This is a genomic window from Salmonella sp. 32020114201800008SM (genome assembly GCF_017572025.1).
GTDB classification, from domain to species: domain Bacteria; phylum Pseudomonadota; class Gammaproteobacteria; order Enterobacterales; family Enterobacteriaceae; genus Salmonella; species Salmonella enterica.
In genome coordinates this window covers 47,818-63,398 of sequence record NZ_JAGEQM010000010.1, presented here as the reverse complement: position 1 = coordinate 63,398, position 15,581 = coordinate 47,818, and the positions used below count along the sequence as shown (strand labels likewise).

Below are 15,581 nucleotides of genomic sequence, written 5' to 3'. Positions count from 1 at the left end.
CCTGATAAGCGCAGCGCCACCAGGCAATGTCTGCGTCGGGTGGCATCTGACCTACAATCGTCTTCAGCAATTACCCGGTGTTTTTATTTTTCTTTCCCTCGCCCGTGCATTCCCTGAAACAGGTGTGCGACATCGACAAAATAGTCAGTTAACGCGTTAATCACTACCTGCACTTTAAGCGGCAGCTTATCTTTTTCGGTGTACAGCGCGTACACCGGACGAGGATCGGACTGATAGCGAGGCAGCAGGATCTCCAGATCGCCACGATTGATCTCATCGATCACCCACATCAGCGGCACATAGGCGATTCCGGTTCCGGCGGTCAGCCAGCGTACCAGCGTCATCGGATCGTTAGTGACGAACCGCCCCTGTGGAATCAGTCGGGTAGAAATTCCTTCCGGCGCGATAAGTTCAAACTCATTATCCGGGCGCACGCTATATTCCAGCCAGGAATGGCTACTGAGATCGGCGGGTTTTTCCGGGACGCCGTACTGAGCGAGGTACGGCTTGGCGGCGCACACAACCATCGGCATCGCGCCGAGTCGACGGGAAAACAGGCTGGAGTCTTGCAGCGCGCCCACGCGGATCACCACGTCCAGCCCGTCGGCAATTAAATCCGGGGCCGGAATTCCTGTCACCAGATTGACCGCCAGACCGGGATACTCTTTTAATAATTTTGCGGTAAGCCCGGCCAGCACATTTTGCGCCATGGTTGAAGAACAGCCGATACGCAATGTACCGATAGGCGTGTTATTAAAAGCGTAAAGCTGCTCGTGAACATCCTGCACTTCATGCAGCATACGACGACAGCCCTGATAATAGATTTTTCCAGCCTCGGTGAGCCCAATGCTGCGTGTGCTGCGGTTGAGCAATTTAACCTGAAGCTCATCTTCCAGTTTCGCCACAGTCTGGCTGATGGACGATACGCTCATTTGCAGCTGTCTGGCTGCGGCGGTAAAAGAGCCAAACTCGACAACTTTGGCGAATACCGACATTCGTTTTAATCGTTCCATTATTCACTCTGGCTTAAAAGTGATTTAGATCACATAATATAGATAACAGCATAACAATTACGTTAATATACTATTATTCGAATAAGAGCTATGTCGCTCTCGCCTGGCGTCTCTTGCCCTTCTCTGCGGCGATGTAGCTTAACAATCTATCGCCTGCTCTCTCTCAGAAATCAAGGTCAACATGAGTCTGTTTCCCGTTATCGTGGTGTTTGGTCTTTCCTTCCCACCGATATTTTTCGAATTGCTTTTGTCACTGGCTATTTTTTGGCTGGTGCGTCGGATGCTTGTGCCGACGGGTATCTATGATTTTGTCTGGCATCCGGCTTTGTTCAATACCGCGCTGTATTGTTGTCTGTTTTATTTAATATCGCGCCTGTTCGTTTGAGGTTGAAGTGAAAACACTAACAAGAAAACTCTCCCGTACGGCCATTACCCTCGTACTGGTTATTCTGGCCTTTATCGCCATTTTCCGCGCCTGGGTGTATTACACCGAATCTCCCTGGACGCGCGACGCGCGTTTTAGCGCCGATGTCGTCGCTATTGCCCCGGATGTCGCGGGCCTGATTACCCATGTAAACGTGCATGATAACCAACTGGTGAAAAAGGATCAGGTCCTGTTTACCATCGATCAGCCACGCTATCAAAAAGCGCTGGCGGAAGCGGAAGCTGATGTAGCCTATTATCAGGTACTGGCGCAGGAAAAACGCCAGGAAGCCGGTCGCCGTAATCGCCTCGGCGTACAGGCGATGTCCCGGGAAGAGATCGATCAGGCGAACAACGTCTTGCAGACGGTACTGCATCAACTGGCTAAAGCCCAGGCGACGCGCGATCTGGCTAAACTCGATCTGGAACGCACCGTCATTCGCGCGCCTGCCGACGGCTGGGTAACTAACCTCAATGTTTATGCCGGTGAATTTATTACCCGCGGTTCCACAGCCGTCGCCCTGGTGAAAAAGAACTCTTTTTACGTGCAGGCCTATATGGAAGAGACCAAGCTGGAAGGCGTGCGTCCGGGATATCGTGCCGAAATCACGCCGCTTGGCAGCAACCGGGTATTAAAAGGTACCGTCGATAGCGTGGCGGCAGGGGTAACGAATGCCAGCAGTACCAGCGATGCGAAAGGGATGGCGACGATAGACTCTAACCTCGAATGGGTGCGTCTGGCCCAGCGTGTCCCGGTGCGTATCCGGCTCGACGAGCAGCAGGGGAATTTGTGGCCTGCCGGTACGACGGCAACCGTCGTGATCACCGGTAAGCAGGATCGTGACGCAAGCCAGGACTCCTTCTTCCGTAAACTGGCGCACCGGCTGCGCGAATTCGGTTAATCGTCATGGGCATTTTCTCCATTGCCAACCAGCACATTCGTTTTGCGGTAAAGCTGGCGTGCGCCATTGTGCTGGCATTATTTATCGGCTTCCATTTTCAACTGGAGACGCCGCGTTGGGCGGTGCTGACCGCCGCGATCGTGGCGGCAGGCCCGGCATTTGCCGCCGGCGGGGAACCCTATTCCGGCGCTATCCGTTATCGCGGAATGTTGCGTATTATCGGGACGTTTATTGGCTGTATCGCCGCGCTTATCATTATTATCTCTATGATCCGCGCGCCGCTATTGATGATTTTGGTGTGCTGTGTCTGGGCCGGTTTTTGTACCTGGATCTCCTCTTTAGTACGGATCGAAAACTCTTATGCGTGGGGACTGTCAGGTTATACTGCGCTGATCATTGTGATTACCATTCAGACGGAGCCGCTACTCACGCCGCAATTTGCGCTTGAACGCTGTAGCGAAATCGTCATCGGCATTGGCTGCGCTATTTTAGCGGATCTGCTTTTCTCGCCGCGATCGATAAAGCAGGAGGTTGATCGCGAACTGGACAGTTTACTGGTAGCGCAATATCAGCTAATGCAACTTTGTATTAAGCATGGCGACAGCGAAGAAGTCGACAACGCCTGGGGCGATCTGGTGCGACGCACGGCGGCGCTGGAGGGGATGCGAAGTAATCTGAATATGGAATCTTCGCGCTGGGTACGCGCTAACCGCCGCCTGAAAGCGTTGAATACGCTTTCGCTCACGCTGATTACGCAATCCTGTGAAACTTATCTTATTCAAAACACGCGGCCGGAACTGATTACCGATACATTCCGGGAACTGTTCGAGACGCCGGTTGAAACGGTACAGGACGTCCACAGACAGTTAAAACGGATGCGGCGTGTCATTGTCTGGACTGGCGAGCGCGAAACGCCCGTCACGCTTTATAGCTGGGTAGGCGCTGCGACGCGCTATCTATTGCTTAAACGCGGCGTGATCAGTAACACCAAAATCAGCGCGACGGAAGAAGAGATCCTGCAAGGCGAGCCCGTAGTTAAAGTGGAATCCGCTGAACGCCACCATGCGATGGTGAACTTCTGGCGCACCACGCTTTCCTGCATTCTGGGGACATTATTCTGGCTATGGACCGGCTGGACATCGGGTAATGGCGCGATGGTGATGATTGCCGTGGTGACCTCGCTGGCGATGCGTTTACCCAATCCGCGCATGGTCTGCATCGATTTTATTTATGGCACTCTGGCGGCGTTGCCGCTGGGATTGCTCTATTTCCTGGTGATTATTCCCAATACGCAGCAAAGTATGCTGTTGTTATGTTTGAGCCTGGCGGTATTGGGGTTCTTTATCGGCATTGAGGTCCAGAAACGGCGTCTGGGGTCGATGGGGGCGCTGGCCAGTACGATTAACATTATTGTGTTGGATAATCCGATGACGTTCCATTTCAGCCAGTTCCTCGACAGCGCGTTGGGGCAAATTGTCGGCTGTATGCTGGCGTTTATCGTCATCCTGCTGGTGCGTGATAAATCCAAAGATCGAACCGGTCGCGTGCTGCTTAATCAGTTTGTTTCCGCTGCGGTCTCGGCAATGACGACCAACGTGGTACGCCGTAAAGAAAACCGTCTGCCTGCGTTATATCAGCAACTCTTTTTGCTGATGAATAAATTTCCTGGCGATTTGCCGAAGTTCCGCCTGGCGCTAACGATGATCATTGCTCATCAACGTCTGCGCGACGCGCCGATACCGGTTAATGAAGATCTGTCAGTGTTCCACCGTCAGCTTCGTCGTACCGCAGACCATGTTATTTCCGCCGGAAGCGATGATAAACGGCGACGCTACTTTGGTCAGTTGCTGGATGAGCTGGATATCTATCAGGAGAAATTACGTATCTGGGAGGCGCCGCCGCAGGTGACGGAACCGGTTAAACGCCTGACGGGCATGTTACATAAATACCAGAACGCGCTTACCGATAGCTAACCCACAAGAACCGATGCCAAAAGCGTCGGTTTTTTTATGACTATACTTATTTGAGATACAAAAACAGCGCAAGAGTGCTCCGGGGCTAAAAGCGTTTCTGGAAGTGAAACCTCTGCATAATGATGCTTAGTAGTAAAACAGACAATTGTCTGTCGGGGATGGTGGCTGGCTATGAATGTCTATACTTTTGATTTTAATGATATTAAAAACCAAAGCGATTTTTATCGCGAGTTTACGCAGACGTTTGGTCTTGCCAGTGAGAAAGTAAGCGATCTTGATACATTATGGGATGCGGTAATGAGCGATATCTTACCCCTACCGCTAGAGATTGAGTTCGTTCACCTGCCTGATAAACTGCGCAGGCGCTACGGGGCGCTGATTTTACTCTTTGATGAAGCGGAAGAAGAGCTGGAGGGGCGGCTACGGTTTAATGTCCGGCATTGAAAAAGCATAAAAAAGCCCCCGGCAGGCGGGGGCAAGTCGTCGGGTTAGACGACGAGGGTTTACTTATACAACTCGGCGGTGGCGTGCCAGTTATCACCTTCTTTTAATTCGATGATGCGATAGCTATTAGCGCCTGCTTTTTCAGCTTTAGCGACGATCTCCTGGCGCATATCCATTGGCGTACTGCCAATCTGCGAGACGGAAATGGTGCCCATCGGTTGCAGATTCTGCGCCTGTTCCGCGTTGACCTGATGTACTGCGGCATTTGCGCCGAAAGAGAGCAGAGTGGCCAGGCCGAGTGATGCGATAATGTATTTCGTTTTCATGATCTTTTATTCCTTTATAGGGTCAACCTCGCGGATTAATGGGCTTTTCTTATGCGATATCTCCGCGAAGCAATGACACGTTATATGCGATGGCAGGTGAATTTTATTTGTACAGTTCGGCAGTGGCGTGCCAGTTGCTGCCGCTACGCGCTTCGGTAATGTGGTAGGCCGTAGCGCCTTGTTCATCCGCTTTTTTGCTCAGCATGGCGTTCATATCCATAGGCGATGAGCCGATAGCGCTGACTGAAACCGATCCGATTGTTTCACGATTTTGCGCTTGCTCTGCGCTGATAGGTTCTGCGGCGAAAGCGCCAAAAGAGAGAACGGACAGAACACTTAATGTTGCAACAGTGGTTTTGATTTTCATGATTTTTACCTCGTCGAATTCCTTTACTGGGGTCTTTGTTTCGTGACCCTCATCACAAAATTAAGTATACACTAATCACGCGATTAATTAATACCACGCTAATTGTTTCTGCTTTTTAAAGACATTAAAAATTTTATTTTTTATAACGTTATGGAATTAAAATTGCTGTTTTTCGCCGCTGTCATTTAAAAAATAAAATAAAATCAATGTCTTAATAAATTTGACATTTTGTGCGTTTTTTTGATTTGTCATTCATGTGGTGAATGTTTAAGGGCATGATTTGCCAAATGATAGCCGTACAGGAAAGCGGCGAGGGGAGGGGACAAAAAGGTGCCTCCGCCGTACGACGACGGAGGAAGTGGGACTAAAGCTCTTGTTCAAAAAGTTCCAGAATGGCTTCGTACAGATCTCTTACGGAAAAGCCGCTGGCAGGCGTAGTGAAGATAGTATCGTCGCCGGCAATCGTGCCGAGAATACCTTCTGCTTTCCCCAGTGAATCCAGCAGGCGTGCAATGAGTTGTGCCGCGCCGGGGCTGGTATGAATCACCACGACAGCGTCGTTATAGTCGATATCCAGCACCAGATTTTTCAACGGACTGGATGTTGTTGGGACGCCCAGTTCAGCCGGAAGACAGTACACCATTTCCATTTTTGCGTTACGTGTACGCACTGCGCCGAACTTAGTCAACATGCGCGAGACCTTGGACTGATTGATATTTTCAAAGCCCTGATCCTGCAACGCGAGGACGATTTCGCCCTGTGAGCTGAATTTTTCTTCTTTGAGGAGCGCTTTAAACGCTCTTACTAGTTCTTCTTGTTTAGCCGAGCTTCGCATAAGTCACCCGTAATATGGCAGTAGAAACAACATTATTGTGCATACAGATGAATTTTTATGCAAACAGTCTGCCTTGTTTAAGGCTGAAATAATGTTATGAAAGAGCGGAATTTTATCAAATTTCGTTATCAAGAAACATGCCTGTGTCACGCCTCGCAAATAAGATTAAAAGTAAATTAATTGTTATCAAAATGATGTTGTTTTGAGAGGATAGTAGGGTATATTGTCACCACCTGTAGGAACGTTGCTCTCTGGTTGCAGTCGATCCGGATTACGCAAATTAAATGCATAAAAGCCAAAATTGCGCGACTCCGCATTCTTGATGAGTGAGGATTGTAATCATTGAATTTGTGAATTAAGGTCGCCGCCGCGGAGCAATAGACACTTAGCTAATCATATAATAAGGAGTTTAGGATGAAAGTCGCAGTCCTCGGCGCTGCTGGTGGTATCGGTCAGGCGCTGGCATTACTTTTAAAAAACCAACTGCCTTCAGGTTCAGAACTCTCCCTGTACGACATCGCTCCAGTGACTCCCGGTGTGGCCGTTGATTTGAGCCACATCCCCACCGCTGTAAAAATCAAAGGTTTCTCCGGTGAAGACGCAACCCCGGCGCTTGAAGGCGCTGACGTAGTACTGATTTCTGCGGGTGTGGCGCGTAAGCCGGGTATGGACCGTTCCGACCTGTTTAACGTTAACGCTGGCATCGTGAAAAACCTGGTGCAGCAGATCGCTAAAACCTGCCCGAAAGCGTGCGTGGGCATTATCACCAACCCGGTGAACACCACCGTTGCGATTGCGGCGGAAGTGCTGAAAAAAGCAGGCGTATACGACAAAAACAAACTGTTTGGCGTCACCACGCTGGATATCATCCGCTCTAATACCTTTGTTGCAGAGCTGAAAGGTAAGCTGCCAACGGAAGTTGAAGTTCCGGTGATTGGCGGACACTCCGGCGTGACGATTCTGCCGCTGCTGTCGCAGATTCCAGGCGTAAGTTTTACCGAACAAGAAGCGGCCGAGCTGACTAAACGTATTCAGAACGCCGGTACTGAAGTCGTCGAGGCGAAAGCCGGCGGCGGATCGGCAACCCTCTCTATGGGTCAGGCTGCCGCACGTTTCGGTCTTTCTCTGGTTCGCGCTCTGCAGGGCGAAAAAGGCGTGGTGGAATGCGCCTATGTGGAAGGCGACGGTCAGTATGCCCGTTTCTTCTCTCAGCCGCTGCTGCTGGGTAAAAACGGTGTAGAAGAGCGTAAATCCATCGGCACACTGAGCGCTTTCGAGCAACATTCGCTGGACGCTATGCTGGATACGCTGAAAAAAGATATTCAGTTGGGTGAAGATTTTATTAATAAATAAGCTGTTCCTGCCCGATGCCGGGGCTTTTGCTCCGGCTTCTTTGACTGTAAACAAGCCACGAAATCAAGTACTAAATCTGCTAAACTCCTCACGTCTTATCGGTTATTAACGAGAACGTCGTGAAAAAGATCCAAAGAACGCAAACCCGCGATCACATTACGCAAATGCTTCGCTATGAAATTCTTTCCGGCAATATAAAAGCGGGAGAAGAACTCGCGCAGGAAAGTATTGCGGAGCAGCTCGGTCTTTCACGAATGCCGGTTCGAGAAGCGCTACAGTCACTCGAACAGGAAGGTTTTTTAATCCGACTGCCCAACAGGCACATGCAGGTCGCGCATCTTGAGGCCGATCGCGTGAGTCATATTTTTCGCGTGATTGCCGCGATGGCCGCCGAAATGTTTTCGCTGATACCCAGCGAAGTAGGCGATGCCCTCCTGATACGTGCGCAAGCGCTGGCTGTCGCAGAAGACAAATCCTGCGAACTGGAGTGTCATGCGATGCTGATTTCTTATGTGAATAACCGCTATCTGGAAAAGGTGTATCAGCAGTTCCTGGACGGTTATGTCTCTTATGTTATTTTGCATCTGAAAAAAGATAATCAGGAGTCGGCGCAGCTTTTCGCTGAACTGGCTGACGTCATACGCCAGGGGCGGCGTGATGAGATTGGGCAAGTTATGCAGCGTTATTTCCTCTCTTTAGCAGAAATAATGCGTCAACATATGAAGGATTGGGAAAGTGCAGAAGCCTAAGTTAGGGAAGATTAAGCTTCTTTCAGCGAAAGAACAGGTCGCGGCAGTGCTGCGTAAAGCGATTCTTTCGAGGGAGTTAGTGGAAGGGCAGGAGATTACGTTAGAAGGCATTGCCAGAATGGTCGGCGTGTCGAGTATGCCAGTGCGCGAGGCGTTTCAGATTCTGGCGGCGGATGGGCTGATAAAAGTGCGCCCTAATAAAGGGGCGGTGGTGTTGGGCATCAATGAACAAACGATCCGTGAACACTATGAAATTCGCGCGCTGTTAGAAAGTGAGGCGGTGGCTAAAGCTTCTCGTCCTGGCACCGATATCTCGCGGATAGCCCAGGTGCATTATGCCGCTGAAAAGGCTCTCGCGGAAAATAACTCGGCGGAATACTCCGACCTGAATCAGGCATTTCATATGGAAATATGGAATGTTGCTGGCAACGAAAAAATGAAAATGTTGCTCTGTAATATGTGGAACGGCCTGTCGATGGGCCATAAGGTCACCGAAGAAGAGTATGCCGTGATTTCCATTCAGGAACATAAAAGTATTCTGCAAGCTCTTGAACTTCATGATGAAACATTGGCACGCCAGCGCATGCGCGAACACATTATTCGCTCAATGGAGAATATGCTGACCCGCTATGTTGGTGACCCTTCTGCCTGATCTTTTCGCCTGCGTGAGCATCGCAGGCGCTTCAACCAATTCTTCAATTCTATTAATCACGTCCAGTAACGATCTAACCACGATCTTGATGTAGATCCCACTCCTGCATCTTTCCTGAGAAACGATTTGACTTAGTTTTTGTATGGGAATAATTTCTCCCTGTCAACATTGGATACAATATCATATATCATTGATTGGATAATTATAAATATGGAACCCATTACCCTTACCTTATGTTTATTGGTGTTCGCTATCGTCATGTTTGTATGGGAAAAAGTGCCACTTGCCGTCACTTCCATGATTGTCTGCGTGGCCTTAGTGATCACCGGAGTTCTGAATATCAAACAGGCCTTTGCTGGCTTTATCGACACTAACGTCATCCTCTTTGTCGCGATGTTCATCGTGGGCGGCGCGTTGTTCGAGACCGGTATGGCAAACAAAGTGGGCGGCGTCATCACGCGCTTCGCGAAAACAGAAAAACAGCTGATCTTCACCATTATGGTGGTGGTGGGCTTGATGTCTGGCGTCCTTTCTAACACCGGTACCGCTGCGGTTTTGATTCCGGTGGTGATCGGCGTGGCGGCAAAATCGGGCTTCTCGCGTTCTCGTCTACTGATGCCGCTGGTTTTTGCCGCTGCGTTGGGCGGTAACCTGTCGTTAATTGGCGCGCCGGGAAATCTTATCGCGCAGTCTGCGCTACAGAATATTGGCGGCGGCTTTGGCTTTTTTGAATACGCAAAAATCGGTCTCCCGATGCTCATCTGCGGCATTCTCTACTTCCTGACTATTGGCTATCGCTTTCTGCCGAATAATGCGACCGGCGGTGAGGTGGGGAGCGTCGGGGTGCAACGTGACTACAGCCATGTTCCACAGTGGAAACAACGGCTCTCACTGGTGGTGTTGATCGCAACGATCCTCGGCATGATCTTTGAGAAGAAGATCGGTGTCAGCCTGGCCGTGACCGGTTGTATTGGCGCTCTTGTGCTGGTAGTTACCGGCGTACTCACGGAAAAACAGGCCTATAAAGCCATTGATTCACAGACTATTTTTATCTTTGGCGGCACCCTGGCGCTGGCAAAAGCGCTGGAAATGACCGGGGCAGGCAAGCTGGTTGCGGACTATGTAATCGGCATGCTGGGGCAAAACTCCTCACCGTTCATGTTGCTGATCGCCGTTTTCGCCTTATCCGTTGTGATGACCAACTTTATGTCCAATACCGCAACGACAGCGCTATTGGTGCCGGTGAGTTTGTCCATTGCCGCAGGTATGGGGGCCGACCCGCGTGCGGTTCTGATGGCGACGGTCATTGGCGGTTCCTGCGCCTACGCAACCCCTATCGGTATGCCTGCCAACATGATGGTGCTCTCCGCGGGTGGCTATAAATTTGTCGACTACGCTAAGGCCGGTATCCCCCTGATTATCGTTTCAACCATTGTCAGCTTGATCCTGCTGCCAATCCTTTTCCCTTTTCATCCGTAATTAACGGAAGCTGTTCTGACTAAGGAGCATTTATGAGCAAAAGTGAACAGATATCCCATATGACCGACGTTATGGCCAAGTTTGTGGGATATACCGGCAAAGTTTTGCCTGATGATGTCACTGCAAAACTGGAAGATTTGCATAAGAAAGAGACCAGTAAACTGGCCGACGTCATCTTTACTACCATGATTGAGAACCAGCGTCTGGCGAAAGAGCTGGATCGACCTTCCTGCCAGGACACCGGTGTCATTCAGTTTCTGGTGGAGTGCGGGACGAACTTTCCGCTGATTGGCGAGCTGGAAGCGTTGTTGCGTGAGGCGGTGATCAAAGCAACTGTCGATTCTCCGCTGCGCCACAACAGCGTAGAAACTTTTGATGAATACAACACCGGTAAAAACGTGGGTAAAGGTACGCCGACGGTCTTCTGGGAGATCGTTCCCAATTCCGATCAGTGCAGCATTTATACCTATATGGCGGGCGGCGGTTGTTCCCTGCCGGGGAAAGCGATGGTGCTGATGCCGGGTGCAGGCTATGAAGGTGTGACCCGCTTTGTACTGGATGTGATGACCAGCTACGGCCTCAACGCTTGTCCGCCGCTGCTGGTTGGCGTGGGCGTAGCGACCTCTGTTGAAACGGCGGCACTGCTATCGAAAAAAGCGCTGATGCGTCCGATCGGTTCGCATAACGAGAATGAGCGTGCAGCCTCGCTGGAAAAAATGCTGGAAGACGGCATTAACAAAATTGGCCTGGGGCCGCAGGGGATGTCCGGTAATACCTCCGTTATGGGCGTGAACATTGAAAACACCGCGCGTCATCCTTCTACCATCGGCGTGGCGGTAAACGTCGGCTGCTGGTCGCACCGTAAAGGGCATATCGTTTTCGATAAAGATTTGAATTACACCATTACGTCTCACAGCGGAGTGAATTTCTGATGACTAAAAAAATCCTGACTACGCCAATTAAAGATGAAGATTTAGCGGATATTAAGGCTGGCGATATTATTTATCTCAATGGTCATATTGTTACCTGCCGTGACGTAGCCCATCGCCGTTTAATTGAAGGTGGTCGCGAACTTCCGGTAGATGTTCGCGGCGGCGCTATTTTACACGCTGGCCCCATTGTCCGCCCAATTAAAGGCGAAGACGATAAGTTTGAAATGGTCTCCGTTGGACCAACCACCAGCATGCGTATGGAGAAATTCGAAAAAGAATTTATTGCGCAGACCGGCGTGAAATTAATTGTGGGTAAAGGCGGTATGGGTAAAGGTACCGAAGAGGGCTGTGCTGAACACAAAGCGCTGCACTGCGTATTCCCTGCCGGTTGTGCGGTTGTAGCCGCCGTGTGCGTGGAAGAAATTGAAGATGCCCAATGGCGTGATCTGGGGATGCCGGAAACGCTGTGGGTCTGTCGGGTTAAAGAGTTTGGCCCGCTGATTGTTTCTATTGATACCCATGGGAATAATCTGTTTGAACAGAACAAAATTATTTTTAATCAGCGTAAAGAGATCGTCGCTGATGAAATATGCCAGAACGTAAGTTTCATCAAATAAACCTGATTACGTAAATTGCACGATAATAGTGGTAATACGTTATGACGATAATAATAACCAAGGGCTCTGGCCGGGGGCGGCTCAGGGAAATCCACCCTTATTATTTCATCGTCATAAATAGCCCCATTATCGTGCCTCCTGCCTGAAGGCTATTTTATGACTAATGCAGCTCTGCTATTAGGTGAAGGCTTCACCCTGATGTTCCTCGGCATGGGATTCGTGCTGGCGTTTCTGTTCCTGCTGATTTTCGCCATTCGCGGCATGTCTGCCGTGATTACTCGCTTCTTCCCGGAGCCCGTCGCCGCGCCCGCACCGCGCGCTGTTCCCGCCGCGGACGACTTCGCCCGCTTAAAGCCGGTGATTGCCGCCGCTATCCACCACCATCGCCGCCTTAACCCTTAATTCACGGAGGAATCCATGACCGTTGCCATTACCGATGTCGTCCTGCGCGACGCCCACCAGTCCCTGTTCGCCACCCGCCTGCGCCTTGACGATATGCTGCCGATTGCCGCTCAGCTCGACGACGTGGGCTACGGCTCCCTCGAATGCTGGGGCGGCGCCACCTTTGACGCCTGCATCCGCTTTCTCGGCGAGGACCCGTGGCTGCGCCTGCGCGAGCTCAAAAAAGCCATGCCGAAGACTCCCCTGCAGATGCTGCTGCGCGGCCAGAACCTGCTCGGCTATCGCCACTACGCCGATGACGTGGTGGAACGCTTCGTCGAACGCGCGGTGAAAAACGGCATGGACGTCTTCCGCGTCTTCGACGCCATGAACGACCCGCGCAATATGAAGGCCGCCCTGCAGGCGGTGCGCAGCCACGGCGCGCACGCCCAGGGCACGCTCTCCTACACCACCAGCCCGGCACACACGCTGCAGACCTGGCTGGATTTAACCGAACAGCTGCTGGAAACCGGCGTTGACTCGATTGCGATTAAAGATATGTCCGGCATTCTCACGCCGATGGCGGCGTATGAACTGGTCAGCGAAATCAAAAAACGTTTTGAGGTGCGCCTGCACCTGCACTGTCACGCCACCACCGGGATGGCGGAGATGGCCCTGCTGAAGGCCATTGAAGCGGGCGTCGACGGCGTCGACACGGCGATTTCCTCCATGAGCGCCACCTACGGCCACCCGGCCACCGAAGCACTGGTGGCGACGCTCGCCGGAACCGGGTATGACACCGGGCTGGATATCCTGAAGCTGGAAAACATCGCGGCGTACTTCCGCGAGGTGCGCAAAAAATACCACGCCTTTGAAGGCCAGCTGAGAGGCTACGACAGCCGCATTCTGGTGGCCCAGGTGCCGGGCGGAATGCTCACTAACCTCGAAAGCCAGCTGAAGCAGCAGAACGCGTCGGACAAACTCGACCAGGTGCTGGCGGAAATCCCCCGCGTGCGCAAGGACCTCGGCTTCATCCCGCTGGTGACCCCCACCTCGCAGATTGTCGGCACCCAGGCGGTGCTCAACGTGCTGACCGGGGAACGCTACAAAACCATCGCCAAAGAAACCGCCGGCATTCTGAAAGGCGAGTACGGCCACACCCCGGTGCCGGTTAACGCCGCGTTACAGGCCCGCGTGCTGGAAGGGGGCGCTCCGGTGACCTGCCGCCCGGCGGACCTGCTGAAGCCGGAACTGGCTGAACTGGAAGCGGACGTCAGGCGCCAGGCGCAGGAGAAGGGGATTACTCTGGCGGGAAACGCCATCGACGACGTGCTCACCGTGGCGCTGTTCCCGCAAATCGGCCTCAAATTCCTTGAGAACCGCAATAACCCGGCGGCGTTTGAGCCGGTGCCGCAGGCGGAAGCCGCGAAACCTGCCGTGAAAGAGGAAAAAGCCGCAAAACCCGCCGCTTCCGGTATCTACACCGTGGAAGTGGAAGGCAAAGCCTTTGTGGTGAAAGTCAGCGACGGCGGCGATATCAGCCAGCTCACTGCGGCTGCACCTGCTGCCTCTTCTGCTCCTGCCACCGCCCCGGCAGGCGCCGGCACCCCGGTCACCGCGCCGCTGGCGGGCAATATCTGGAAGGTGATTGCCACCGAGGGCCAGACGGTGGCCGAAGGCGACGTGCTGCTGATTCTGGAAGCCATGAAGATGGAAACCGAAATCCGCGCCGCGCAGGCCGGGACCGTGCGCGGTATTGCGGTGAAGTCCGGCGATGCGGTTTCCGTGGGCGACACCCTGATGACGCTGGCGTAAGGACGAGGAGCGGAAATGGAAAGTCTGAACGCCCTGATTCAGGGGATGGGCCTGATGCACCTCGGCATCGGCCAGGCCATCATGCTGCTGGTGAGCCTGCTGCTGCTGTGGCTGGCGATTGCGAAGAAGTTCGAGCCGCTGCTGCTGCTGCCGATTGGCTTCGGCGGCCTGCTCTCCAACATCCCGGAAGCGGGCATGGCGCTGACCGCGCTGGAAAGCCTGCTGGCGCATCACGACGCCGGGCAGCTGGCGGTGATTGCCGCGAAGCTTAACTGCGCGCCGGACGTGCACGCCATCAAGGAGGCGTTAGCGCTGGCGCTGCCGTCGGTGCAGGGACAGATGGAGAACCTGGCGGTGGACATGGGCTACACGCCGGGGGTGCTGGCGCTGTTCTATAAAGTGGCGATTGGCTCCGGTGTCGCGCCGCTGGTCATCTTTATGGGCGTCGGCGCGATGACCGACTTCGGCCCGCTGCTGGCCAACCCGCGCACCCTGCTGCTCGGCGCGGCGGCGCAGTTCGGCATCTTCGCCACCGTGCTGGGGGCGCTGACGCTGAACTACTTCGGCCTGATTTCCTTCACCCTGCCGCAGGCGGCGGCCATCGGCATTATCGGCGGCGCGGACGGCCCGACGGCGATTTATCTGTCGGGCAAGCTGGCCCCGGAGCTGCTGGGAGCCATCGCGGTGGCGGCGTACTCGTATATGGCGCTGGTGCCGTTAATCCAGCCACCGATTATGCGCGCGCTGACCAGCGAGAAAGAGCGGAAAATCCGCATGGTGCAGCTGCGCACGGTGAGTAAGCGGGAAAAAATCCTCTTCCCGGTGGTGTTGCTCATGCTGGTGGCCCTGCTGTTGCCGGACGCCGCACCGCTGCTGGGGATGTTCTGCTTTGGCAATCTGATGCGCGAAAGCGGCGTGGTGGAGCGTCTGAGCGACACGGTACAGAACGGGCTGATTAATATCGTCACCATCTTCCTGGGGCTTTCCGTTGGCGCAAAACTGGTGGCGGACAAGTTCCTGCAACCGCAGACGCTGGGCATTCTGCTGCTGGGTGTGATTGCGTTCGGTATCGGGACGGCGGCCGGGGTGCTGATGGCGAAGCTGCTGAACCTGTGCAGTAAGAACAAAATCAACCCGCTTATCGGTTCGGCGGGGGTGTCGGCGGTGCCGATGGCGGCCCGCGTATCGAACAAGGTGGGCCTGGAATCAGACGCGCAGAACTTCCTGCTGATGCACGCGATGGGGCCGAACGTGGCCGGGGTGATTGGCTCGGCCATTGCGGCGGGCGTGATGCTGAAATACGTGCTGGCGATGTAATCC

At 53.1% G+C, this 15,581-nt stretch carries 17 protein-coding genes; 13 read left to right on the top strand and 4 right to left on the bottom strand.

Annotation, left to right across the window (positions count from 1 at the left end; all coding sequences use genetic code 11):
- Positions 1-83: 83 nt before the first annotated feature.
- On the bottom strand, positions 84-1,013 hold the full coding sequence (aaeR, locus tag J4613_RS20840; protein WP_000440300.1) for an HTH-type transcriptional activator AaeR: 930 nt from the start codon (positions 1,011-1,013) through the stop codon (positions 84-86).
- Between the two features lie 181 nt (positions 1,014-1,194).
- Here aaeR and aaeX point away from each other — a divergent pair, with 181 nt between their 5' ends.
- The 4 genes from aaeX (at position 1,195) to J4613_RS20820 (ending at position 4,755) form a co-directional block, all read left to right on the top strand.
- On the top strand, positions 1,195-1,398 hold the full coding sequence (gene aaeX, locus J4613_RS20835) for a p-hydroxybenzoic acid efflux pump operon protein AaeX (protein WP_000051840.1): 204 nt from the start codon (positions 1,195-1,197) through the stop codon (positions 1,396-1,398).
- A 7-nt stretch (positions 1,399-1,405) separates the two neighbouring features.
- Complete coding sequence (gene aaeA / locus J4613_RS20830) at positions 1,406-2,338, top strand: p-hydroxybenzoic acid efflux pump subunit AaeA (protein WP_000855134.1); 933 nt, start codon at positions 1,406-1,408, stop codon at positions 2,336-2,338.
- A gap of 5 nt (positions 2,339-2,343) precedes the next feature.
- On the top strand, positions 2,344-4,311 hold the full coding sequence (gene aaeB, locus J4613_RS20825) for a p-hydroxybenzoic acid efflux pump subunit AaeB (RefSeq protein ID WP_000510913.1): 1,968 nt from the start codon (positions 2,344-2,346) through the stop codon (positions 4,309-4,311).
- Positions 4,312-4,482: 171 nt separating this feature from the next.
- On the top strand, positions 4,483-4,755 hold the full coding sequence (locus J4613_RS20820; RefSeq protein ID WP_001103887.1) for a hypothetical protein: 273 nt from the start codon (positions 4,483-4,485) through the stop codon (positions 4,753-4,755).
- Between the two features lie 59 nt (positions 4,756-4,814).
- Here the strand turns inward: J4613_RS20820 and yhcN-B are convergent, their stop codons facing one another.
- The 3 genes from yhcN-B to argR all read right to left on the bottom strand — a co-directional run bounded on the left by yhcN-B (position 4,815) and on the right by argR (position 6,283).
- Entirely contained in the window at positions 4,815-5,081 is a 267-nt protein-coding gene (yhcN-B, locus tag J4613_RS20815) for a DUF1471 family stress response protein YhcN-B (RefSeq protein WP_000853277.1), read from the bottom strand.
- Positions 5,082-5,184: 103 nt separating this feature from the next.
- Positions 5,185-5,448 (bottom strand): peroxide/acid stress response protein YhcN, encoded by a 264-nt coding sequence (yhcN, locus tag J4613_RS20810; RefSeq protein WP_020838999.1) that lies wholly within the window; start codon positions 5,446-5,448, stop codon positions 5,185-5,187.
- Between the two features lie 364 nt (positions 5,449-5,812).
- Positions 5,813-6,283, bottom strand: a complete 471-nt coding sequence (gene argR / locus J4613_RS20805) for a transcriptional regulator ArgR (RefSeq protein WP_001257852.1) — start codon at positions 6,281-6,283, stop codon at positions 5,813-5,815.
- A gap of 414 nt (positions 6,284-6,697) precedes the next feature.
- Between argR and mdh the strand changes: the two genes are divergently transcribed.
- The 9 genes from mdh to J4613_RS20760 all read left to right on the top strand — a co-directional run bounded on the left by mdh (position 6,698) and on the right by J4613_RS20760 (position 15,578).
- Positions 6,698-7,636: a malate dehydrogenase gene (gene mdh / locus J4613_RS20800; protein ID WP_000861586.1), complete on the top strand. Its 939-nt coding sequence runs from the start codon at positions 6,698-6,700 to the stop codon at positions 7,634-7,636.
- 119 nt (positions 7,637-7,755) lie between these two features.
- Positions 7,756-8,385 carry a GntR family transcriptional regulator gene (locus J4613_RS20795; protein ID WP_000723776.1) on the top strand — a complete coding sequence of 210 codons (630 nt, stop codon included), beginning with the start codon at positions 7,756-7,758 and terminating at the stop codon, positions 8,383-8,385.
- Positions 8,372-9,037 carry a GntR family transcriptional regulator gene (locus J4613_RS20790; protein WP_001171585.1) on the top strand — a complete coding sequence of 222 codons (666 nt, stop codon included), beginning with the start codon at positions 8,372-8,374 and terminating at the stop codon, positions 9,035-9,037. Before J4613_RS20795 ends, J4613_RS20790 begins: the two co-directional genes overlap by 14 nt.
- A gap of 210 nt (positions 9,038-9,247) precedes the next feature.
- Positions 9,248-10,516, top strand: a complete 1,269-nt coding sequence (locus J4613_RS20785) for an SLC13 family permease (protein ID WP_000433395.1) — start codon at positions 9,248-9,250, stop codon at positions 10,514-10,516.
- A gap of 32 nt (positions 10,517-10,548) precedes the next feature.
- Complete coding sequence (gene ttdA / locus J4613_RS20780) at positions 10,549-11,448, top strand: L(+)-tartrate dehydratase subunit alpha (RefSeq protein WP_000045349.1); 900 nt, start codon at positions 10,549-10,551, stop codon at positions 11,446-11,448.
- Positions 11,448-12,065, top strand: coding sequence for a L(+)-tartrate dehydratase subunit beta (gene ttdB / locus J4613_RS20775; RefSeq protein ID WP_000162405.1), 618 nt, complete (start codon positions 11,448-11,450; stop codon positions 12,063-12,065). Before ttdA ends, ttdB begins: the two co-directional genes overlap by 1 nt.
- A gap of 156 nt (positions 12,066-12,221) precedes the next feature.
- Complete coding sequence (locus J4613_RS20770) at positions 12,222-12,467, top strand: oxaloacetate decarboxylase subunit gamma (protein ID WP_023241169.1); 246 nt, start codon at positions 12,222-12,224, stop codon at positions 12,465-12,467.
- Positions 12,468-12,482: 15 nt separating this feature from the next.
- Positions 12,483-14,261 (top strand): sodium-extruding oxaloacetate decarboxylase subunit alpha, encoded by a 1,779-nt coding sequence (gene oadA / locus J4613_RS20765; RefSeq protein WP_093984161.1) that lies wholly within the window; start codon positions 12,483-12,485, stop codon positions 14,259-14,261.
- A 15-nt stretch (positions 14,262-14,276) separates the two neighbouring features.
- The gene (locus J4613_RS20760; protein ID WP_093984162.1) at positions 14,277-15,578 is read left to right on the top strand and encodes an oxalacetate decarboxylase subunit beta; all 1,302 of its coding nucleotides are present in this window, start codon (positions 14,277-14,279) and stop codon (positions 15,576-15,578) included.
- Positions 15,579-15,581: the final 3 nt, after the last annotated feature.